Origin of the sequence: Streptomyces apricus (assembly GCF_008369065.1) — a bacterium.
GTDB classification, from domain to species: domain Bacteria; phylum Actinomycetota; class Actinomycetes; order Streptomycetales; family Streptomycetaceae; genus Streptomyces; species Streptomyces apricus.
This window is the reverse complement of the sequence record NZ_VDFC01000047.1, coordinates 61,252-83,399: the sequence shown is the minus strand read 5'-3', so window position 1 is coordinate 83,399 and position 22,148 is coordinate 61,252. Positions and strand designations below refer to the sequence as shown.

Here is a 22,148-nt window from a genome sequence, read left to right as displayed (position 1 = left end):
CTGGGGCTTTCGAGGAGTCCTCAGGAGAGCACGCGGGCGGCGGCGGAGCGGGGTGCCGGGCAGCGTGTCGCCGCCCGGGTCACCCGGCCGCCCACAGCCCCCGTACGTGCCCGAGGTGGCGGGTCATGACGGCGCGCACCGCCTCCTCGTCGCGGGCCACCAGCGCGTCCAGGATCTCCAGGTGCTCCTCGGCGGAGGCCTCCAGGCGGCCCGCCTCGACGAGGCTCTGCAGACCGTAGAGCCGGGAGCGCTTGCGCAGGTCCCCGACGACCTCGACCAGGTGCGCGTTGCCCGCGAGGGCGAGCAGGCCGAGGTGGAAGCGGACGTCGGCCTCGACGTACGCGATGAGGTCACCGGCCGCCGCGGCCGTGACGATCTCCTGCGCGACGGGGCGCAGCGCCTCCAGGACGGCGGGGTCGGCGGAGCGGGCGAGACCCGCGGTGGTGGGGATCTCGATGAGCGAACGGATGTGCGTGTACTCGTCGAGCTGCTGCTCGGAGACGGCGGTGACCCGGAACCCCTTGTTGGGCACGGTGTCGACCAGGCCCTCCTTGGCGAGGTCGAGCAGGGCCTCGCGGACGGGCGTGGCGGAGACCCCGAACCGGGCCGCGAGGGCGGGCGCGGAGTGGACCTCGCCCGGCCGCAACTCCCCCGCGACAAGAGCGGCCCGCAGCGCATCAGCCACGCGCTCACGGTAACTGGGCTTCTTGCCCCCCAACACGGGCAGGGCGGGGGCGCGTACCGTCCGTCCTCGCCGCTCGCGCCCCGCCCGATCTGCTGGCCCCCGACGTCGATGAGGGTCAGCGCGGCGCGGGGCACCACGGTCCCGTCGGAGTGCTGCACGGTCCCGCAGACGGGCACCCCGGCGGCGTACGGCGAACGCGCGCCCGGAAAACCGGCGGTGGGCTGCGGAGCGGCGTGCTGCGGGGAGACGGCCGGCGTCTCGGGGGCCGCGGTGGTGGGGGTGTGGTGGGACACCAGTGGTTTCTCCTTGAGGAAGAGGGCGACGAGCAGGCCCAGGACGAGCACCGGCACGAGGTAGAGGAAGATCCGCGGCATCGCGTCGGTGTACGCCGCGATGTAGCCCTCCCGCAGCGCGGCGGGCAGCGCGTGGACGAGTTGCGGGGTGAGGGACTCGGCGTCGGGGAGGCCGGCGCCGGCCCCGGCGGGCAGCCGGTCGGCGAGCGCGTCGGTGAGCCGGTCGGCGAAGAGCGTGCCGAAGACCGCCGCGCCGACGCTGCCGCCGATCTGCCGGAAGTAGTTGTTGGCGCTGGTCGCGGTGCCGAGGTCGTGCGGGTGCACGGAGTTCTGCACGGCGAGGATCAGCACCGGCATCACCATCCCGATGCCGGCGCCGAGCAGGGCCATCCACACGCTGTAGTGCAGCCGGGGCGTGTCGGCCTCCAGCCGCGAGAGCAGCCACATGCCGGCGACCGACAGGACGCCGCCGAGGACCGGGTAGACCTTGTAGCGGCCGGTGCGGCTGATGAGCTGGCCCGAGACGACCGAGGCGCCGACGATGCCGCCCATCATGGGGAGCATCAGCAGGCCGGACTCGGTGGCGCTCGCGCCGTCGACCATCTGCAGGTAGGTGGGCAGATAGCTGGCCGCCCCGAAGAGGGCGATCCCGACGATCACCCCCACCAGGCCGGTGACGTTGAAGACGCTGTCGCGGAACAGCCGCAGCGGGATGAGGGGTTCGGCCGCGCGGTGCTCGGCGACGAGGAAGAGCACGGTCGAGGCGACGGCTCCCGCGGCGAGCCCGAGGACGACGCGCGAGCCCCACGCGTACTCCGTGCCGCCCCAACTGGTCAGCAGCACCAGGCAGGTGGAGGCGGCGGCGAGCAACAGGGCGCCCAGCACGTCGAGACGGGGCCTGGCGACGGGCTTCGGCAGGTCCAGGACGACGGCGACCACGACCAGCGTGACGAGGCCGAAGGGCACGTTGACGTAGAAGCACCAGCGCCAGGAGAGGTGGTCGGMGAAGTAGCCGCCGAGCAGCGGTCCCGCGACGGAGGCGAGCCCGAACGCGGCGCCGATCAGCCCCATGAAGCGGGCCCGTTCGCGGGGCGGCACGATGTCCGCGATGATCGCCTGCACGCCGATCATGAGCCCGCCGGCGCCCACGCCCTGGAGGGCCCGGAAGGCGATCAGCTGGTCCATGGTGCGCGACCAGCCGGCCAGCGCGGAGCCGATCACGAAGACGACGATCGCGAACTGGAAGACGCCCTTGCGGCCGTACAGGTCACCGAACTTGCCGTAGACGGGCAGCCCCACGGTGGACGTGAGCAGGTACGCGGTGATCGCCCAGGACATCTTGTCCAGGCCGTGCAGCTCGCCGACGATCTTCGGGAGCGCGGTGGCGACGATCATCTGCTCCAGCGCGGCGAGCAGCAGGGCCAGCATGAGCGCGAAGAACACCGCGCGCACGCGGCGCGGGCTCAGGGCCGCCGGCTCCCGCACCCCCGACGGCCCTGCCGGTGGCGGGAGTTGGCGCGTGTCCGGGCCCGGGCCCGGGTCCGGAGCCGGGACGTCCCGTCCGCTCTCCGCCAGTGCCGTCCCACCCACGTGCTGCTCCCCTCGTCGCGCCTGCGCGGCCCATTTCTCGCATTACGCGACATCTGGGAGCAAGCGCGACGAGTCGTCCAGGGAGGGGCCACGGGGGCGTATGCGCCGGTGGGAGCCCTGCGGCGCACGACCGGCCCGCGGCGAAAACCACTCGAACCGGTGAGTGCCTGCAGCAACTACCGAGCGGGGACTACTTCTCCACCTCGGCGGCCAGGTTCGCCAGCACGCCGTCATAGATGCGGGCCAGACCCTTGGGCGCGAAGGTCTTCTCGAAGAAGCCGCCGATGCCGCCGGCGCCGTTCCAGACGGTGGTGACGACGACCCGGGACTTGCCCTCACCGGCCGGGGTGACCCGCCAGGTGGTGACCATCGAGGAGTTGCGGTCCTTCTCCACGAGCTCGCCGTCGGTGGGCTCGGTCACCTCCAGCAGGCAGTCACGGATCCGCTTGCTGGTGGCCTGGAGCTTCCAGTGGACGAGGGTGCCCTCGCCGTCGCCGCCCTCCCGCACCTCGTACTCGCTGAAGTGTTCGGTCAGGATCTTCGAACGCGTGCCGTTGTAGTCGGCCAGCGCGTCGAACACGTCATCGGGCTGACCCGTGACGACTCGCTCCGTGGTGGCCTCGACCTGCGCCATTGCGTTCCTCCAGCACTCGGGATCTCGGGCGTCAGCGCTCAGCCAACCATCACGCGACCGAGCCGCTCAAATCGGGGGCCCTTGAACGATCAGAAACGGGTTCGCACGATCAAGGGAACATGTGTTCTATTCTGTGGTCAGTGCTATCGAGGAGGCGTCATGCGGTGGGAGAACCTCACGGCGGAGTCCGACGGGAACCCGCCCGCCAACCCCGCCCTGTTCGGCGCGGACACGGTGACCACCCGTACGTTCGACACGCCCGAGTTCCGCGGTATCACCTTCCACGAGATCCGGGCCCGGTCGATCGTCAACCGCGTGCCGGGGGCCTCGCGGATGCCGTTCGAATGGACGGTCAACCCCTACCGCGGCTGCTCGCACGCCTGCGTCTACTGCTTCGCCCGCAAGACGCACAGCTACCTGGACCTGGACACCGGTCTCGGCTTCGACAGCCAGATCGTGGTCAAGGTGAACGCCCCGGAGCTGCTGCGGCGTCAGCTGGGCTCACGCCGCTGGTCCGGTGAGCACATCGCGATGGGCACGAACGTGGACTGCTACCAGCGCGCCGAGGGGCGCTACCGGCTGATGCCGGGGATCATCGCGGCCCTGCGCGACCACGCGAACCCCTTCTCGATCCTCACGAAGGGCACGCTGATCCTGCGCGACCTCGACCTCCTGAAGCAGGCGGCCGCCGTCACGGAGGTCGGCATCTCGGTCTCCGTGGGCTTCACCGACCGCGAGCTGTGGCGGACCGTGGAGCCGGGCACCCCGGCCCCCGAACGCCGCCTGGACGTCGTGCGCACCCTGAGCGCGCACGGTATCGACTGCGGGGTCCTGATGGCCCCGGTCATCCCCTTCCTGAGCGACGACCCCGCCCAACTGCGCGCGACGGTACGGGCCGTCGCCGCGTCCGGCGCGACCTCGGTGACCCCGCTCGTGCTGCACCTGCGGCCGGGGGCGCGCGAGTGGTTCACGGCCTGGCTGGGACACCACCACCCGCACCTGGTGCGCCGCTACGAACGGCTGTACGCGGAGGGCGCGTACGCCCCGAAGTGGTACCAGCGCCGGATCACCCGGCAGGTCCACGAGCTGGCCGAGGAGTACGGGATAGGCCCCACGCGCCCGGGACTGCCCCGCAGGATCCCCCTCCCGGAGCCGGCCGCCCCGGAGCCGACCCAGCTCACCCTGCTGTGAACGGCGCGCCCCCGCGCGGCACCCCGCACCCCTGCCCGGCATCCGGCCGCATCCCGCGGTCCGATGGGGTCACGTCCGGGCAGAAGCGGTCCTTCCGGGTCTGCGCCCCGGAACGATAGGGCCATGGCATACGGCCATGGCCGTGCCCCGCACGGCTCCCTGTCCGGTACATCGATGTGAGGCGATTCATTGTGAACCGACGCGCAGCCGCCCTGTGCGGTGCCGCCGCCATGGTTGCCGGAATGATCACCGCGATCCCGGCCGGCGCGGTCCCGGCCGACACGGCTCCGGCCGGTGCGGTCCCGGCCGGTACGGTCCCGGCCGGTGCGGTCCCGGCCGGTACGGTCCCGGCCGGTGCAGCGAAGCCCGTCTGGAAGAAGTGCGCCACCAAGGACTACCCGACGCTCCAGTGCGCGTCCCTGCAAGTGCCGCTCGACCACGCGCAGCCGCGCGGCCGGAAGATCACGCTGGCGCTGTCGCGGGTCCCGCACACCTCGAAGAAGACGTACCAGGGACCCCTGCTGGTGAACCCGGGCGGGCCCGGCGGCAGCGGGCTCACCCTCGCCGGATTCGTCGCGTCCTCGCTGCCGAAGGGCCTGGCGGCGCAGTACGACGTCATCGGCTTCGACCCGCGCGGCGTCGGGAAGAGCAAGCCCGCCCTGAACTGCCGGCCCGGGCACTTCGCGCCGGTGCGCCCCGACTCGCTGCCGGTCACCGAGGCCCTGGAGAAGGCCAACCTGGACCGCGTGCGGGCCTTCGCGCAGGGCTGCGCGAGCAAGTACGGGGACCTGCTGCCGTACATCGACACGGTGAGCGCGGTGCGGGACATGGACGCGATCCGGCGCGCCCTGGGCGCCGAGCGGATCAACTACTTCGGGTACTCGTACGGCACCTACCTCGGCGCCGTCTACGCCAAGCTGTATCCGCAGCGGGTACGGCGCATGGTGCTGGACTCCGTCGTCGATCCCACCGGTGTCTGGTACGACGCCAACCTCGCGCAGGACCACGCCTTCAACTCCCGCCACCGGGCCTTCATGGCCTGGGTCGCCCGCCACGACGCGACGTACCGCCTGGGCAAGGACCCGGAGAGGATCGAGACGGCCTGGTACGCGATGCGGGCCGCCCTCGCGAAGAAGCCCGCGGGGAAGAAGGTCGGCGCCTCCGAGCTGGAGGACACCTTCTCCCCCGGTGCCTACTACAACGGCTACTGGCCGTACCTCGCCGAGGCGTTCGCGGCCCACGTGAAGAAGAAGGACGACGCCCCGCTGGTCGAGGCGTACGAGACCTTCGGCGCCGTCGACGCGGCCGGCGAGAACGGCTACAGCGTGTACACCTCGGTGCAGTGCCGCGACGCGCGCTGGCCGCGCGACTGGGACGAGTGGCGCGACGACAACTGGGCGGTGTACGAGAAGGCGCCGTTCATGACCTGGAGCAACGCCTGGTACAACGCACCGTGCGCCTTCTGGCCGACCGGTCCCAAGGAGCCCGTGGACGTCGCGAACGGCTCGGTGCCGCCGGTGCTGCTGTTCCAGGCGACGGACGACGCGGCCACCCCGTACGAGGGCGGCGTGACGGTCCACCACCTGCTGGAGGGCTCCGGCCTGGTGGTCGAGCAGGGCGGCGGCAACCACGGCATCACGCTGAGCGGGAACGCCTGTCTGGACGAGCACCTCACCGCGTACCTGACCGACGGCCGGGTGCCGCGCGGCGACGGCGAGGTGGACGCGGTGTGCGAACGGCTGCCCGACCCGAAGCCGCTGACCGCGAAGGCGGGCAAGGAGGGCAAGAAGGCCAAGGGGGACAAGGGGTCCGAAAGCGCCGGGGCGGGCGCCGGTTCGCCGAAGGGCGCGGCGCTGCACCGGCTGCTCGGCCACCGGGGCTGACCCCGGGAAGCCGGGCGGCGACGGCCCGTCGGGGGCGGTGTCGGTGCGGTGGTGCAGGATGGGCCCATGACCGGACCGCTCCGCATCGCCGCCCCCGACGGGGTCGCGCCCGCCGCCGCGTACTCGCACGTCGTCCTGGGCACGGGCCGCTTCGTGGCGGTCTCGGGCCAGCTGCCGCTCGACGAGGACGGCGCGCTCGTCGGCGAGGGCGACCCGGCGGCGCAGGCCCGGCAGGTCTTCGAGAACCTGCGGCGCTGTCTGGCCGCGGCCGGCGCCGGCTTCGACGACGTGGTCAAACTGACCTTCTTCGTCACGGACATGGCCCACATGCCGGCCGTCCGCGCGGCCCGGGACGAGCACATCGCGCCGGACCGCCTGCCGGCCGCCTCGGCCGTGCAGGTCGCCGCCCTGGTGCGCCCGGAGTTCCTCATGGAGATCGAGGCGTTCGCGGTGGTACCCGAATGAGCCACGGTCCGGCCGTCCGCGCGATGACGCTCGCCGACTGCCCCCGCGTGGCGGAGATCCGCGTACGCGGCTGGCAGCACGCGTACGCGGGGCTGATGCCCCAGCCGTACCTGGACGGGCTGGACGTGGCGGCCGAGCTGCCGCGCCGCCGGGCGCACTTCGAGCAGGCGGGCGCGGGGGTGGTGAACCTGGTCGCGGAGTGGGACGGCGAGGTCGTCGGCTGGTCCTGCCACGGCCCGTACCGCGACGACGGCGACAGCGGCAGCGGCAGCGGCAGCGGCGATGGCAGCGGCGGCGGGCAGCGCGCCGCGGGCGCCGAGCTGTACGCGATCTACGTCGCTCCCGACCGGATCGGGCGCGGGGTGGGCCGCGCGCTGCTGCGGGAGTCGCTCGCGCGCTGCGCCGCCGCGGGCCACGACCGGATGCTGCTGTGGGTGCTCCGGGAGAACGCGGACGCGCGCCGCTTCTACGAGAAGGCGGGCTTCGCCGCGGACGGCGCCGAGGAGCCCTTCGAGGTGGGGGGCGCGCGGGTGCCCGAGGTGCGTTACGCCCGCCCGCTGGGAGCGGCCGTACAGGACACCGCCGCCGTCTGAAGTCCCTTCCGGGGCACCGGGGTCGTGCGGCCTCGCGCGGTCGCCGGAACCGGTCCGTCCATCTCTGCGCCGCCCCCGTCCCACAACGGTCCGGCGGGCCGTACGACCCGCTCATCAGGCGCGGGTCGGCCGTCCCGCCGGGCGCCGCCCCGCCCCGGGCCGCCCGCGCCTCGCGTTTTCCCGGCTCCCGGTCGCGTGCGGGGCTCCGGGGCGGGACGGAGCCACATTTGCGGGTACGTCCGGGGGTGGCCGCGGGCCGGCGGCACTACGCTCGGGACGACGCGGTGGGTACGGTCGACGAGGCGTTGCGGGAGGCGGCCCGTCGGCCCCCCTCCGCGCGACACAGCGACACAGCGGCACCCGGGACGCGCCGGGCCCTACCCGCTGCGCGGCGCCCGCTGGGCCGGGAGCCGTTTCAGCGCGTCGGCCGCGGCGCGGGCCAACTCCGGGTGGACCAGCGCCTCGTTGAGGACGGGCCGCGCCTTCTCGTCGCCGAGCGCGCCCAGCCCTTCCACGCACGCGAGGGCGACCCGGCGGTAGGGGTCGTGCGGCCGGAACCTGCGGGCCAGGGTGGTGACGAGCGCGGGGACGGACTCCGGGGCGCGCAGTTCGACCAGGAGCCGGACCGGGTGCAGGGCGTAGGCGACGCGCAGTTCGTTGGTGGCGAGGGCGGCGGCCGCCCGGGCGGTGCGCGGGTCGCCGAGCCGCGCCAGGGCGTACGCGGCGGACGCGCAGCGCTGCGGGTCGCGGTGGTTGAGCAGCAGGACGAGCGCCTCGAAGGCCCTGCGGTCACCGGCGACGCCGAGCCTGAAGGCGGCCAGTTCCCGTGCCCAGAGCGGCTGTTCGGGGGCGACGAGCACGGCGGCGAGCGCGTCCAGGTCATGGGTCGCAGCCAGTCGTTCGTACGAGAGGGACGCCGCGGCGCCCGCCTCCTGCCGTAAGCGCTGGGTGAGCGCTCGCAACTCTTCGTCCATGACGCAGAGGGTAGCGGCGGCGACGCAGGTCACACAGACCTGTTCCGTACGCACTCTGGCGCGCTCGTTACCCGCGGGTTAAGCTCATTCGAGCGAGTTACCCACTCGTCGACTCACCCGTGGTGGCCTGGTGACGCAGCCGCCGCGGGATCGCCTCCCCGCTCCAGAGCGGTGGAGGAGCTGGTCGGTTCGGTACTTCAGGTACCTCAGTACGGCACGGCCCCGGGACAGGGCCGGTCGGATCCTCCTCGCCGTCGCGCGGGCGGTGCTCCGCACCTGCGCGCATGGCACCGGGCGTGTGCGCTTGGCAGCCCGGCAGCACCGGCATCCGTTTCCGGATGCGCACCTTCCGCACTCCGTGCGCCCCTCGGCGCACCCCGGTGCGTCCCTCAGTCGTCACTCATTCCTGGAGTCCCGCGATGGCCGCTCCCCTGTCCGACCCCTCCTTGTCCGCCCCGTCGTCGGGGACCGCTCTCAAGACCGTCGCCGTCGTCGGCCTCGGCACGATGGGCACCGGGATCGCCGAGATCCTCGCCCGGGCCGGCCGCGAGGTCGTCGGCATCGACGTCAGCGAGGCCGCCGCGGCCCAGGCCGTCGGTGCGCTCGGGTCCGCGACCGCCCGTGCGGTGCGGCGCGGGCGCCTCACCGAGCAGGAGCGCGACGACACCCTCGCCCGCTTCCGCACCTCCACCGACCTGCGGGCCGCGGCCGACGCCGACCTGGTGATCGAGGTGGCGCCCGAGTCGTACGAGGTCAAGCACCGGATCTTCAAGGAGCTGGACGCCGTCGTGCGGCCGGGGGCGATCCTGGCGACCGGCACGAACGCGCTGTCGGTCACACGGCTGGCCGCCGACTCGGCGCACCCCGAACGGGTGCTCGGGCTGCACTTCTTCAACCCGGCGCCGGCGATGAAGCTCGTCGAGGTCGTCTCGTCCGTGCTGACCGCGCCGGGGGCCGTCGCCGCGGTCACCGACCTCGCGCTCGAACTCGGCAAGGAGCCCGTCGCGGTCGGCGACCGCCCCGGTTTCGTCGCCGACGGCCTGCTCTTCGGCTACCTCAACCAGGCCGCCGCGATGTACGAGGCGAAGTACGCCGGCCGCGAGGACATCGACGCCGCGATGCGGTTCGGCTGCGGCCTGCCGATGGGCCCGCTCGCCCTGCTCGACCTGATCGGCATCGACACCGCGCGCACGGTCCTGGAGGCCATGTACGCCGAGTCGCATGACCGGCTGCACGCGCCCGCGCCCGTCCTGAAGCAGCTCAGCGAGGCGGGGCTGACCGGGCGCAAGGCGGGCCGCGGCTTCTACACGTACGACGCGCCGGGCAGCGCGACCGTCGTCCCGGACGCGCTGACGCCCCGCGCCGCGGGGTCCCCGCCCGCGACCCGGCCGGTGCGCTCGGTGGGGGTCGCGGGGTCCGGGACGATGGCGTCCGGCATCGCCGAGGTCTTCGCGAAGGCCGGGTACGAGGTCGTGCTGGCCGCGCGCAGCGAGGAGAAGGCGCAGGGCGCGAAGGCCCGTATCAGCGCGTCGCTCGCGCGCTCCGTCGGCAAGGGCCGTATGACGGCCGAGGCGGCCGAGGAGACGCTCGGGCGCATCACCCCGGCGGGTTCCTACGACGCCTTCGCCGGCGTCGACCTGGCGCTGGAGGCCGTCGCCGAGGACCTGGAGGTCAAGCAGCAGCTGTTCGCGGTGTTCGACGAGGTCTGCAAGCCTGGAGCGATCCTGGCCACGACGACCTCCTCGCTGCCGGTCGTCGCCTGCGCCCGCGCCACCTCACGGCCGCAGGACGTGATCGGCATGCACTTCTTCAACCCGGCGCCCGCGATGAAGCTGGTCGAGGTGGTGCGCACGGTCCTGACGGCGGACGACGTGCACGCCACGGTCCGCGAGCTGTGCGCGAAGGTCCGCAAGCACCCGGTGGACTGCGGCGACCGGGCGGGCTTCATCGTGAACGCGCTGCTGTTCCCGTACCTGAACAACGCGATCAAGATGGTCGAGCAGCACTACGCGACGCCCGACGACATCGACGCCGCGATGAAGCTCGGCGGCGGCTACCCGATGGGCCCCTTCGAGCTCCTGGACGTGGTCGGCCTGGACGTGTCGCTGGCCATCGAGAAGGTGCTGCACCGCGAGTTCCGCGACCCGGGGCTCGCCCCGGCGCCCCTCCTGGAGCACCTGGTGGCCGCGGGCTGCCTCGGCCGCAAGACGGGCCGCGGCTTCCGCGAACATGCGCGGCGCTGAGCCGCCGCGCGACGACGGGCCCGGGGACCGGCCCGACGTGCCCGCCCCCGGACGCGGGGACCCCGGTTCCGCGTCCTCCCCCGGCGGGGAAAGACCCGGTCACGAGCGCTCCGGCGCGTCCATGCAGTACGTTCGGGGCATGTCCCAGCCCGCCAAGTCCTCCCGTACCCCAGCCCCGTCCGACGCGCCGGAGAGCGCCGCGGGCGGCCGCGCGGCCGCGCAACGGCTCAAGATGCGCCGCGAGCTGGCGGCCGCCGCGATGGAGCTCTTCGCGACGAAGGGGTACGAGGCGACGACGGTCGACGAGATCGCGGCCGCGGCCGGGGTCGCCCGGCGCACCTTCTTCCGGCACTTCCGCTCCAAGGAAGAGGCCATCTTCCCCGACCACGACGACACCCTGATCCGGGCCGAGGCCGTGCTCAACGCCGCGCCGGCCCACGAGCACCCCCTGGACACGGTGTGCCGCGGGATCAAGGAAGTCATGAAGATGTACGCGGCCCGGCCGGAGATCTCGGTCTCGCGCTACAAGCTCACCCGCGAGGTGCCGACCCTGCGCGAGGCGGAGATCGCCTCCGTGGCCCGGTACGAACGGCTGTTCACCCGCTATCTGTTGGGTCACTTCGACGAGCATGCCCACGACGACGACGCCAACGACGACCCGCTGCTCGCGGAGGTCGCGGCCTCGGCCGTGGTCACCGCCCACAACCACGTCCTGCGCAGGTGGCTGCGGGCCGGCGGCCAGGGCGACGTCGAGGCCCAGCTGGACCACGCCTTCTCCATCGTCCGCAAGACCTTCGGCACCGGGATAGGCGCCGGCCGGGACGCCTCCCCGCACCAGGCACCGCTGTCCACCGCCTCCGTGGAAGGCGAGGTCCTGGTGACCGTCGCCCGGGTCGACGCACCGCTCCACCAGGTGATGCGCACGATCGAGCAGGCCCTCAAGGAACGGTCGTAGGACGGCCTCACAGACCCGCGAAGGGGCACATCCGTACGGATGTGCCCCTTTTCCGTGCCCTAGCTGATCGATCATCGCTCATCTGTGACGCCCAGATGACAAGTGAGAGAAATTGTTGGCACTCGGTGCCTTGCTAGATGGCACGGCGTGTCATACGTTGAAGGTGTCCGGGCGGCCGACGTGCAGAGATCCTTCGTACGTCGGCTGTCCCCGCAAGCCATGGCCTGCGCGCCCGGACGCCTGCGTCACAGGCACCCTTCCGCGCCACAAAGCGCTGCCGAGCACCACCCCGCCGAACCGACGGCACGCACCACCAGCAGCCGGTAGCCCACGGCTACCCACCCCGACGTAACCCTCAGCGTTCTCCTCGGACGCTCATCGCCGGAGGCAACACCGTGAAGGACATCCTGGACGCGATCCAGTCGCAGACCGCCACGTCCGCCGACTTCGCCGCCCTGCCGCTCCCCGAGTCCTACCGCGCGATCACCGTGCACAAGGACGAGACGGAGATGTTCGCCGGGCTCACCACCCGCGACAAGGACCCCCGCAAGTCCATCCACCTCGACGACGTGCCCGTGCCGGAGCTCGGCCCCGGCGAGGCCCTGGTGGCCGTGATGGCCTCCTCGGTCAACTACAACTCGGTGTGGACCTCGATCTTCGAGCCCCTGTCGACCTTCGGGTTCCTGGAGCGTTACGGGAAGCTCAGCGAGCTCACCAAGCGCCACGACCTGCCGTACCACGTCATCGGCTCGGACCTCGCGGGCGTCGTGCTGCGCACCGGGCCGGGCGTGAACGCCTGGCACCCCGGCGACGAGGTCGTCGCGCACTGCCTGTCCGTCGAGCTGGAGTCCTCCGACGGGCACAACGACACGATGCTCGACCCCGAGCAGCGCATCTGGGGCTTCGAGACCAACTTCGGCGGCCTCGCCGAGATCGCCCTCGTCAAGTCCAACCAGCTGATGCCCAAGCCCGACCACCTCTCGTGGGAGGAGGCCGCCGCCCCCGGCCTGGTCAACTCCACCGCGTACCGGCAGCTGGTGTCGCGCAACGGCGCCGGGATGAAGCAGGGCGACAACGTCCTCATCTGGGGCGCCAGCGGCGGCCTCGGCTCGTACGCCACCCAGTTCGCGCTGGCCGGCGGGGCCAACCCCATCTGCGTGGTGAGCAGCCCGCAGAAGGCGGACATCTGCCGGGCGATGGGCGCCGAGGCGATCATCGACCGCAACGCCGAGGACTACCGGTTCTGGAAGGACGAGCGCACCCAGGACCCCAAGGAGTGGAAGCGCTTCGGCAAGCGCATCCGCGAGTTCACCGGCGGCGAGGACATCGACATCGTCTTCGAGCACCCGGGCCGCGAGACCTTCGGCGCCTCCGTCTACGTCACGCGCAAGGGCGGCACGATCACCACCTGCGCCTCCACCTCGGGCTACATGCACGAGTACGACAACCGCTACCTGTGGATGTCGCTGAAGCGGATCATCGGCTCGCACTTCGCCAACTACCGCGAGGCGTGGGAGGCCAACCGGCTGATAGCGAAGGGCAAGATCCACCCGACGCTCTCCAAGGTGTACGCGCTGGAGGACACCGGGCAAGCCGCGTACGACGTGCACCGCAACCTCCACCAGGGCAAGGTCGGCGTCCTGGCGCTGGCCCCGCAGGAGGGGCTCGGGGTGCGCGACCACGAGAAGCGCGCCCGGCACATCGACGCCATCAACCGCTTCCGGAACGTCTGAGGGCCATCCCATGACAGAGCGCCAGCCGCCGCAGGAGCGGAAAGAACGGGACCGGCCGTGGCTCATGCGGACCTACGCCGGCCACTCCACCGCCGAGGCGTCCAACGAGCTGTACCGGCGCAACCTCGCCAAGGGGCAGACGGGTCTGTCGGTCGCCTTCGACCTGCCGACCCAGACCGGCTACGACCCCGACCACGTCCTCGCCCGCGGCGAGGTCGGCCGGGTCGGCGTCCCGGTGTCGCACCTGGGTGACATGCGCCGGCTGTTCCAGGACATCCCCCTGGAGCGGATGAACACCTCGATGACCATCAACGCCACCGCCATGTGGCTGCTGGCGCTCTACCAGGTCGTCGCCGAGGAGCAGGGCGCCGACATCACGCAGCTCCAGGGGACGACGCAGAACGACATCGTGAAGGAGTACCTGTCGCGGGGCACGCACGTGTTCCCGCCGGTGCCCTCCCTGCGGCTGACGACCGACATGATCTGCTACACGGTCAACCACATCCCGAAGTGGAACCCGATCAACATCTGCAGCTACCACCTGCAGGAGGCGGGCGCCACGCCGGTCCAGGAGATCGCGTACGCGATGTCCACCGCGATCGCCGTGCTCGACGCGGTGTTCGCGTCCGGGCAGATCCGCGAGGACCAGAAGGGGGACGTGGTCGCGCGCATCTCCTTCTTCGTCAACGCGGGCGTCCGCTTCGTCGAGGAGATGTGCAAGATGCGGGCATTCGGCCGCATCTGGGACCGGATCACCCGCGAGCGCTACGGCATCGAGAACCCGAAGCACCGCCGGTTCCGGTACGGGGTCCAGGTCAACTCCCTGGGGCTGACCGAGGCGCAGCCGGAGAACAACATCCAGCGGATCGTGCTGGAGATGCTGGCCGTGACCCTCTCCAAGGACGCCCGCGCGCGTGCCGTGCAGCTGCCCGCCTGGAACGAGGCGCTGGGGCTGCCCCGGCCCTGGGACCAGCAGTGGTCGCTGCGGATGCAGCAGGTCCTCGCCTACGAGAGCGACCTGCTGGAGTACGAGGACCTCTTCGAGGGCTCGCACGTCGTCGAGGCGAAGGTCGCCCGGCTGGTCGAGGAGTCGTTCGCCGAGATCGACCGGATCCAGGAGATGGGCGGCGCGATGGCGGCCGTCGAGTCGGGCTACCTGAAGTCGCAGCTCGTCGCCTCGCACGCCGAGCGCAGGGCCCGTATCGAGTCGGGCGAGGAGAAGATCGTCGGCGTCAACGTCTTCGAGTCGACGGAGCCGAACCCGCTCACCGCCGACCTGGACGCCGCGATCCAGACGGTCGACCCCGCGGTCGAGGCCCGGGTGACCGCCGCCCTCCAGGAGTGGCGCGACACCCGCTACCAGCCGCCCTTCAACCACCCGCGCCCGTGCAAGGCGCTGGAGCGGCTGAAGGAGGCCGCGCAGGGCACCGGCAACCTCATGGAGGCCACCCTGGAGTGCGCCCGCGCCGGGGTCACGACCGGCGAGTGGGCGGGCGCGCTGCGCGAGGTGTTCGGCGAGTTCCGCGCCCCCACCGGCGTCTCGTCCGCGCCCCTCGCGGTCGCCGCCGAGGAGGGCACCGCGATGGCCGCCGTGCGCCGCAAGGTGGAGCTGACCGCGAAGGACCTCGGCGTCGGCAAGCTGCGCTTCCTGGTCGGCAAGCCGGGCCTGGACGGGCACTCCAACGGCGCCGAGCAGATCGCCGTGCGGGCCCGGGACGCCGGCTTCGAGGTGGTCTACCAGGGCATCCGGCTCACCCCGGAGGAGATCGTGTCCGCGGCCGTCGCCGAGGACGTCCACGGCGTCGGCCTGTCCATCCTGTCGGGCTCCCACGCCCAGCTGGTGCCCGACGTGCTGGAACGGCTGCGCGAGGCCGGCGCCGACGACATCCCGGTGATCGCCGGCGGGATCATCCCGAACGCCGACGCCGAGCTGCTCAGGGCCGCGGGAGTGGCCGCGGTCTTCACCCCGAAGGACTTCGACATCACCGGAATCATCGGCCGTATCGTCGACGAGATCCGCTCAGCGAACAAGCTCGACCCTCTGGAGGTCCCCGCATGACCAGCCCCGCCCCCCAGGTGAACCGGCTGCGCCCGCGGCGTTCCTGCCTGGCCGTGCCCGGCTCGAACCCCCGCTTCCTGGAGAAGGCCCAGGGCCTGCCGGCCGACCAGGTCTTCCTGGACCTGGAGGACGCCTGCGCGCCGCTCGCCAAGCCCGAGGCGCGGCACACCGTCGTCAAGTTCCTCAACGAGGGCGACTGGACGGGCAAGACACGGGTCGTGCGCGTGAACGACTGGACGACCGAGTGGACGTACCGCGACGTCGTGACGGTCGTCGAGGGCGCCGGGCCCAACCTGGACTGCATCATGCTGCCGAAGGTCCAGGACGCCCAGCAGGTGGTCGCCCTCGACCTGCTCCTGACCCAGATCGAGAAGACGATGGGCTTCGAGGTCGGCAGGATCGGCATCGAGGCGCAGATCGAGAACGCCAAGGGCCTCAACAACGTCAACGAGATCGCGACGGCCTCCCCGCGCGTCGAGACGATCATCTTCGGCCCGGCCGACTTCATGGCGTCGATCAACATGAAGTCGCTGGTCGTGGGCGAGCAGCCGCCCGGCTACCCGGCGGACGCCTACCACTACATCCTGATGAAGATCCTGATGGCCGCGCGCGCCAACGACCTCCAGGCGATCGACGGCCCCTACCTGCAGATCCGCAACGTCGACGGCTACCGCGAGGTCGCCGGGCGGGCCGCCGCCCTCGGCTTCGACGGCAAGTGGGTGCTGCACCCGGGACAGGTCGAGGCGTCGAACGAGATCTTCTCGCCCTCGCAGGAGGACTTCGACCACGCCGAACTGATCCTGGACGCGTACGAGTACTACACCTCCGAGGCGGGCGGCAAGAAGGGCTCGGCGATGCTCGGCGACGAGATGATCGACGAGGCCAGCCGCAAGATGGCACTGGTCGTCTCGGGCAAGGGCCGCGCCGCCGGTATGCAGCGCACCTCGAAGTTCGAAGCCCCGGAGGCCTGAGCACATGCAATTCGGGCGAACCTACGAAGAGTTCGAGGTCGGGGCGGTCTACAAGCACTGGCCCGGGAAGACGGTCACCGAGTACGACGACCACCTCTTCTGTCTGCTGACCATGAACCACCACCCGCTCCACCTGGACGCCAACTACGCGGAGAACACCACCGACTTCAAGAAGAACGTGGTGGTCGGGAACTACATCTACTCGCTGCTGCTGGGCATGTCCGTCCCCGACGTGTCGGGCAAGGCCATCGCCAACCTGGAGGTCGAGTCGCTCAAGCACGTCGCGCCGACCTTCCACGGGGACACGGTCTACGGCGAGACCACGGTCCTCGACAAGACGCCCTCCCGGTCGAAGAACGACCGCGGGATCGTGTACGTCGAGACGAAGGGCTACAAGCAGGACGGCACGCTGGTCTGCGTGTTCCGCCGCAAGGTGATGGTCCCCACCGAGACGTACATCAAGGAACGCGGCGGCGAGCAGCCCGGCCGCCCGGAGCCCAAGGCTCCCGCGGAGAAGAAGACGGAGAAGTAGCCATGGCGCGACTCGCCCGGACCGCCGGTCTCACCGACGTCCAGCAGGAGATCCTGTCGACCGTACGGGACTTCGTGGACAAGGAGATCATCCCGGTCGCGACCGAACTGGAGCACCGCGACGAGTACCCGCAGGCGATCGTCGACGGACTCAAGGAACTGGGCCTGTTCGGCCTGATGATCCCCGAGGAGTACGGGGGCCTCGGCGAGTCGCTGCTCACCTACGCGCTGTGCGTGGAGGAGATCGCCCGCGGCTGGATGTCGGTGTCCGGCATCATCAACACCCACTTCATCGTGGCCTACATGCTCAAGCAGCACGGCACGCAGGAGCAGCGCGAGCACTTCCTGCCGCGCATGGCGGCGGGCGAGGTGCGCGGCGCGTTCTCCATGTCCGAGCCGGCCCTGGGCTCCGACGTGTCGGCCATCACGTCGAAGGCGGTGCGGGACGGCGACGAGTACGTCCTGAACGGCCAGAAGATGTGGCTCACGAACGGCGGCTCGTCGACGCTCGTGGCCGTCCTCGTCAAAAGTGACGAAGGACACCCCGAGGGCACCGCACCGCACAAGTCGATGACGACCTTCCTGGTGGAGAAGGAGCCCGGTTTCGGTGAGGTGCGCCCGGGCCTGACCATCCCCGGCAAGATCGACAAAATGGGGTACAAGGGGGTCGACACCACCGAGCTGATCATGGACGGCCTGCGCGTTCCGGCCGACCGGGTGCTCGGCGGCGCCACCGGACGAGGTTTTTACCAGATGATGGACGGCGTCGAGGTCGGCCGGGTGAACGTGGCCGCGCGTGGCTGCGGTGTCGCGCAGCGTGCCTTCGAGCTGGGGGTCTCCTACGCCCAGCAGCGGCACACCTTCGGCAAGCCGATCGCCCAGCACCAGGCCATCCAGTTCAAGCTGGCCGAGATGGCCACCAAGGTCGAGGCCGCCCATGCGATGATGGTGAATGCGGCACGCAAAAAGGACTCCGGGGAACGAAACGACCTCGAAGCGGGGATGGCGAAGTACCTCGCCTCCGAGTACTGCAAGGAGGTCGTGGAGGACGCCTTCCGCATCCACGGGGGCTACGGCTTCTCCAAGGAGTACGAGATCGAGCGCCTCTACCGGGAGGCCCCGATGCTGCTGATCGGCGAGGGGACCGCCGAGATCCAGAAAATGATCATCGGGCGCCGACTGCTGGAGGAGTACCGGCTGCAGGGATAGATATACCTGTTCGGGGTACTTTAACCGAGAACAAGATCACACCCCGTCAGCGCTCTTCGGACACCGACTCGGTTGCCTGGCTTACCCAGTTGTCGTCCGCGACCGGTACGATTCTGGAAAGCCGCCGTCCCCAGTCACCGTGCGGCATCATCCGCTACGAAGGTCATCCATGCCCCACAGCCAAACCTCTGCACCACGCGACAGCCGGGCCGGCGTACGTCTTGCGCGCGGAGCATCGCCGTGGCTCTTCCCGACCGTCGCCACCGCAGCCCTCAGCCTGGTACGCGCGCGCAAGTCCGGCGCCGCCAAGGCAGTGGCCGTGCCCGCCACCGCTCTCGCGGCGGGCATGCTGTGGTTCTTCCGCGACCCCGAGCGCGAGATCACCCAGGGCCGGGTCATCTCGCCCGCCGACGGCGTGGTGCAGAGCATCATGCCGTGGAAGGACGGGCGCACCCGCGTCGCGATCTTCATGAGCCCGCTGAACGTCCACGTCAACCGCGCGCCCCTCGCGGGCACGGTGACCTCCGTCGAGCACATCCCCGGCGGGTTCGTTCCGGCGTTCAACAAGGAGAGCGAGAACAACGAGCGCGTCGTCTGGCACTTCGACACCGAGCTCGGTGACATCGAGATGATCCAGATCGCCGGCGCGGTCGCGCGGCGCATCGTGCCGTACGTCCCGCAGGGCACGAAGGTCGAGCAGGGCGAGCGGATCGGCCTGATCCGCTTCGGGTCGCGCGTCGACATCTACCTCCCCGAGGGTGTGGAGGTCGACGTGGAGGTCGGTCAGAAGACCGTGGCAGGGGTGACTCGCATTGACCGTGGCTGATCCCGATACGCAGACAGGCTGGGTGCCCGAGGCGGACGACCTCGACGACGAGGAGGAGATGCCCCTCTCCCTCCGTCTGTCGATAGCGGACACGCTCACCCTCGGTAACGCCACGTGCGGCTTCATGGCGGTGTACTTCACCACCACCGGCATCCTGATCCCGCACCTCACCGGCAGCCAGGAGACCGGCATGGCGCGGCACAGCGCCGCGACCGCCGTGATCCTGATGCTGTGCGCCGCGGTCTTCGACCTGTTCGACGGCCTGGTCGCCCGCAAGCTGCGCTCCTCCCCCATGGGCGCGGAGCTGGACAACCTCTCGGACCTGATCAGCTTCGGTCTGGCGCCGGCGTACTTCGTGCTCGTGTACGGCATGGTCGCCGACGACGCGCACCAGCGGGTGGCGGCGGTCGGCGCGATCGTGGTCCTGCTGGCCGTGGTGCTGCGCCTCGCGAGGTTCTCGTGCGTCACGGTCAAGGACGGCACGTTCCAGGGCATGCCCTCGCCGTTCGGTGCGCTGACGGTCGTGTCCATCGTGCTGCTCGAGCTGCCGTTCGTCGCCACGCTCATGGCGATCATCGGTACGGCGTGGCTCATGGTCAGCCGGGTCGAGTACCCGAAGCCGCGGGGGCGCCTCGCCGGGGCGATGCTCTCCTGGATCGTGCTGAGCATGGCGCTGCTGGCCGCGTGGGCCTTCGAGGCTCCCGGCGGGCAGCTGCTGCTGCAGACCGGGTGTGCGTTGCAGCTGGTGATGGGGGCCGTGATTCCCCTCTTCGCCACGGCTCGGAGGGTCAATAACTTCCGGGACAACCGGCGGGAGGCGCGGGCTGCGCAGCTGCCGTAGTTGCCGTAGTTGCGTTTGCCTGTGTGTCTGTGTGTGGGAAGGGCCCCGAACCTTTTTGGTTCGGGGCCCTTCCCTTGTGCGGCGCAGTGCGGGTGCGTGGGGGTTGCTCGCGCAGTTCCCCGCGCCCCTTAGGGGGCGGTTGCCGTGTACGCCTCTGCCACTGTTGAGGCCTTTGGCTGCTGGATCACCTTCATGCCGCCCGTGGCCGACTTGTCGGGCTGGAGGATGACGCTCTCCTTGGAGGAGGGGGCCTTGGGGTCGCTGAAGTCCTGCACCGTGCCGAAGCCCGCGTCCAGGGCGTTGAGGGTGAGCAGGGCCTTGTCCACGCCCTGGCGGGTCAGGTCCTTGTTCGCGCAGGCCTTCTTCAGGGCCTCGCCGAACGTGGTGGCGGCCGTCCAGCCGGCGACCACGCCGTTGTCGAGGGCGTCCTTCGGGTACGCCTTCTTGTAGTCGGCCACCACCTTCTTCGCCTCCGGGGTGTCCGCGCCGATGGGCAGCGAGGGCGAGGCCACCCAGTAGTTCTTCTCCAGCGCCGGGCCCGCCTGGGTGGCGAGGAGCTGCGGGGCGAAGGCCGAGTTGTTGCCGATGACCGGGACGTCGAAGCCGCCGGCCGCGGCGACGCCGACCAGGGAAGCCGCCTGGCGCGGGCCCGCACTGATCACGACCGCCTTGACGCCCGCCTTCTTCAGGGCGGCGACCTGCGCGGTCATGTCGTTGTCGGTCGGCTTGATCTTCTGCTCCACGACGGTCAGCCCGGCCTCCTTCGCGATGTGCTCGGAACCGGTCAGCGCGCTCTCGCCGTAGTCGCCCTCGAAGTAGACGTGCCCGACCTTGTCGCCCTTCTTGAGGCCCTTCTCCTTCATCAGGAAGTCGATCGCGTTGATCGTCTCGATGTCGTACGTGGACCCGATGACCCGGATGTAGGAGCTGCCCAGGAGCGAGGACGACCAGGCCTGCGGCAGGACCAGGGCCTTGTCCTGGCCGTCGATGCGCGGCTTGGCCGCGGCGACGAACGGCGAGCCGATGAACTGCACGAACCCGAGCACCTCGGGCGCCAGCTCCGTATAGCCGGAGAGGGCCTTCTGCGGGTCGTAGCCGTGGTCGCGGACGGTCAGCTCGACCTGGTAGCCGCACACGCCCCCGTCGGCGTTCAGCTGCTTCACGTAGAGCTGCTGGGCCTGGGTGACGCTCTTGCCGAGGGTCGCGTACACCCCCGTCATGTCGGTGAGGGCGCCCAGGGTGATGGTCTTGCCGGAGATGCCCTCGCCGGTCTTCACCTCCCCCGCGGCGCTGTCGCCCTTCTTGCCGTCGTCGTCCTTGGCCTTGGAGCTGCAGCCGGACAGCAGCAGCAGCGCCGCGAGGGCCCCCGCGGTCACCCTGACCGTGCGGTTCGTGTTCCTCGTGCTCATCGTTCCTCCCCTGGATCGGTCCTGAAGCGTCGCCCGGCGGCCACCCTGAGCAGGCCGCCGGGCAGGAAGAGCACCACCGCGACGACGGCGGCGCCGTAGAGGTACCGGGATGCCTCGCCCGGTGCGACCCCGCCCGTACCCGGGGCGGAGACCAGGGGCAGCGCGTCGCTGTAGCGGGTCAGCAGCTGCGGCAGCAGGGAGACGAAGACCGCCCCGACCACCGCCCCCGACACCGAGCCGAGCCCGCCGATGACGATCATGGCGAGGTATTCGAGCGACAGCGTGATGCCGAAGTAGTCCGGCACCGTCCGCTGGAAGACCAGGGCGAGCAGGACGCCCGCCAGGCCGGCGTACATCGAGGACAGGACGAAGACGGCGGCCCGGTAGCGCGCCACGGGCACGCCGATGACGCCGGCCGCGATGCGGTGGTCGCGGATCGCGTTCATGGCGCGGCCGGGCCGCCCGCGCAGCACCCCGCGGGCGAAGAGCCCGCAGCCGCAGAGCAGCACGAGGCCCGCGTACCAGAGCTTCTCCGCGGAGCCGAACGGGACGTTCGCGACGAGGAGCTCGGTGTCGTCGAAGGTCAGCCCGAACAGGCTCAGGGGCGGTACGTCGCGGCCGTTGAAGCCGCCGGTGAGGTCCTTCGCGTTGAACAGCACGTGCTGGCCGATGAAGATCAGCGCGAGGGTGGCGATGCCCAGGTAGGCGCCGCGCAGGCGTCCCGCGATGGGGCTGAAGACGCCGCCCGCCAGGCCCGCGACCAGGACGGCGAGGACGGCCGCGAGCCAGGTCGGCAGGCCCAGGCCGGTCAGCCCGTCACCGCCCTCGGCGGCGAACACGCAGTAGCCGTACGCGCCGATCGCGAGGAAGAAGGCGTGCCCCATGGAGAGCTGGCCGGTGGAGCCGGTGAGCAGGTTGAGCCCGATGGCCCCGATCGCCGCGGCCATCGCGAACAGGCCCGCCTGCAGCCAGAACCGGTCCAGGTAGAAGGGCGGCAGGAGCAGCAGGAGGCCGCCGGCGGCCCACAGGTACGTACGCCTGCGGACGGCGGACCGGGCGGGGC

18 protein-coding genes and 1 pseudogene are annotated in these 22,148 nt (G+C 71.1%); 13 read left to right on the top strand and 6 right to left on the bottom strand.

Features of this window, described 5'->3' with window-relative positions:
• Positions 1 to 79: 79 nt before the first annotated feature.
• The 3 genes and pseudogenes from FGF04_RS26820 to FGF04_RS26810 all read right to left on the bottom strand — a co-directional run bounded on the left by FGF04_RS26820 (position 80) and on the right by FGF04_RS26810 (position 3,202).
• Positions 80 to 727 carry a GntR family transcriptional regulator gene (locus FGF04_RS26820; protein ID WP_149514375.1) on the bottom strand — a complete coding sequence of 216 codons (648 nt, stop codon included), beginning with the start codon at positions 725 to 727 and terminating at the stop codon, positions 80 to 82.
• An 8-nt stretch (positions 728 to 735) separates the two neighbouring features.
• Positions 736 to 2,568 (bottom strand): annotated as a pseudogene (locus FGF04_RS26815) (MDR family MFS transporter); the annotation flags it as partial.
• 190 nt (positions 2,569 to 2,758) lie between these two features.
• Entirely contained in the window at positions 2,759 to 3,202 is a 444-nt protein-coding gene (locus tag FGF04_RS26810; RefSeq protein ID WP_149513927.1) for an SRPBCC family protein, read from the bottom strand.
• Positions 3,203 to 3,361: 159 nt separating this feature from the next.
• On the opposite strand from FGF04_RS26810, the gene FGF04_RS26805 reads away from it, so the two are divergent.
• The 4 genes from FGF04_RS26805 (at position 3,362) to FGF04_RS26790 (ending at position 7,334) form a co-directional block, all read left to right on the top strand.
• A complete protein-coding gene (locus tag FGF04_RS26805) occupies positions 3,362 to 4,393 on the top strand; it encodes an Rv2578c family radical SAM protein (RefSeq protein WP_149513926.1) in 1,032 nt (343 codons plus the stop codon).
• A 242-nt stretch (positions 4,394 to 4,635) separates the two neighbouring features.
• Positions 4,636 to 6,276: an alpha/beta hydrolase gene (locus FGF04_RS26800; protein WP_408055669.1), complete on the top strand. Its 1,641-nt coding sequence runs from the start codon at positions 4,636 to 4,638 to the stop codon at positions 6,274 to 6,276.
• 66 nt (positions 6,277 to 6,342) lie between these two features.
• The gene (locus FGF04_RS26795; RefSeq protein ID WP_149513924.1) at positions 6,343 to 6,741 is read left to right on the top strand and encodes a RidA family protein; all 399 of its coding nucleotides are present in this window, start codon (positions 6,343 to 6,345) and stop codon (positions 6,739 to 6,741) included.
• Positions 6,738 to 7,334: a GNAT family N-acetyltransferase gene (locus tag FGF04_RS26790; protein ID WP_235882525.1), complete on the top strand. Its 597-nt coding sequence runs from the start codon at positions 6,738 to 6,740 to the stop codon at positions 7,332 to 7,334. Before FGF04_RS26795 ends, FGF04_RS26790 begins: the two co-directional genes overlap by 4 nt.
• 377 nt (positions 7,335 to 7,711) lie before the next feature.
• On the opposite strand, the gene FGF04_RS26785 is transcribed toward FGF04_RS26790, so the two are convergent.
• Positions 7,712 to 8,308 (bottom strand): adenylosuccinate lyase, encoded by a 597-nt coding sequence (locus FGF04_RS26785; protein WP_149513923.1) that lies wholly within the window; start codon positions 8,306 to 8,308, stop codon positions 7,712 to 7,714.
• A 419-nt stretch (positions 8,309 to 8,727) separates the two neighbouring features.
• On the opposite strand from FGF04_RS26785, the gene FGF04_RS26780 reads away from it, so the two are divergent.
• The 9 genes from FGF04_RS26780 (at position 8,728) to pssA (ending at position 19,676) form a co-directional block, all read left to right on the top strand.
• Complete coding sequence (locus FGF04_RS26780; RefSeq protein ID WP_149513922.1) at positions 8,728 to 10,551, top strand: 3-hydroxyacyl-CoA dehydrogenase family protein; 1,824 nt, start codon at positions 8,728 to 8,730, stop codon at positions 10,549 to 10,551.
• A gap of 139 nt (positions 10,552 to 10,690) precedes the next feature.
• The gene (locus FGF04_RS26775; protein WP_188114257.1) at positions 10,691 to 11,506 is read left to right on the top strand and encodes a TetR family transcriptional regulator; all 816 of its coding nucleotides are present in this window, start codon (positions 10,691 to 10,693) and stop codon (positions 11,504 to 11,506) included.
• 395 nt (positions 11,507 to 11,901) lie between these two features.
• The gene (gene ccrA, locus FGF04_RS26770) at positions 11,902 to 13,239 is read left to right on the top strand and encodes a crotonyl-CoA carboxylase/reductase (protein WP_149513920.1); all 1,338 of its coding nucleotides are present in this window, start codon (positions 11,902 to 11,904) and stop codon (positions 13,237 to 13,239) included.
• Positions 13,240 to 13,249: 10 nt separating this feature from the next.
• On the top strand, positions 13,250 to 15,298 hold the full coding sequence (locus FGF04_RS26765) for a protein meaA (RefSeq protein WP_149513919.1): 2,049 nt from the start codon (positions 13,250 to 13,252) through the stop codon (positions 15,296 to 15,298).
• Complete coding sequence (locus FGF04_RS26760; protein ID WP_149513918.1) at positions 15,295 to 16,269, top strand: HpcH/HpaI aldolase/citrate lyase family protein; 975 nt, start codon at positions 15,295 to 15,297, stop codon at positions 16,267 to 16,269. Before FGF04_RS26765 ends, FGF04_RS26760 begins: the two co-directional genes overlap by 4 nt.
• Before the next feature lie 4 nt (positions 16,270 to 16,273).
• On the top strand, positions 16,274 to 16,801 hold the full coding sequence (locus FGF04_RS26755; protein ID WP_149513917.1) for a MaoC family dehydratase: 528 nt from the start codon (positions 16,274 to 16,276) through the stop codon (positions 16,799 to 16,801).
• A gap of 2 nt (positions 16,802 to 16,803) precedes the next feature.
• Positions 16,804 to 18,009, top strand: coding sequence for an acyl-CoA dehydrogenase family protein (locus FGF04_RS26750; protein WP_149513916.1), 1,206 nt, complete (start codon positions 16,804 to 16,806; stop codon positions 18,007 to 18,009).
• A 169-nt stretch (positions 18,010 to 18,178) separates the two neighbouring features.
• Positions 18,179 to 18,835, top strand: a complete 657-nt coding sequence (locus FGF04_RS26745; protein WP_149513915.1) for a phosphatidylserine decarboxylase — start codon at positions 18,179 to 18,181, stop codon at positions 18,833 to 18,835.
• A 22-nt stretch (positions 18,836 to 18,857) separates the two neighbouring features.
• Positions 18,858 to 19,676, top strand: coding sequence for a CDP-diacylglycerol--serine O-phosphatidyltransferase (gene pssA / locus FGF04_RS26740; protein ID WP_149514373.1), 819 nt, complete (start codon positions 18,858 to 18,860; stop codon positions 19,674 to 19,676).
• Positions 19,677 to 19,804: 128 nt separating this feature from the next.
• Here pssA and FGF04_RS26735 read toward each other — a convergent pair whose 3' ends face one another.
• Together FGF04_RS26735 and FGF04_RS26730 are read right to left on the bottom strand one after the other, a co-directional pair.
• Positions 19,805 to 21,085 carry an ABC transporter substrate-binding protein gene (locus tag FGF04_RS26735; RefSeq protein ID WP_149513914.1) on the bottom strand — a complete coding sequence of 427 codons (1,281 nt, stop codon included), beginning with the start codon at positions 21,083 to 21,085 and terminating at the stop codon, positions 19,805 to 19,807.
• The coding region (locus tag FGF04_RS26730) for a branched-chain amino acid ABC transporter permease (protein ID WP_235882524.1) at positions 21,082 to 22,148 on the bottom strand (1,067 nt) is incomplete at its 5' end. The genes FGF04_RS26730 and FGF04_RS26735, both read right to left, overlap by 4 nt.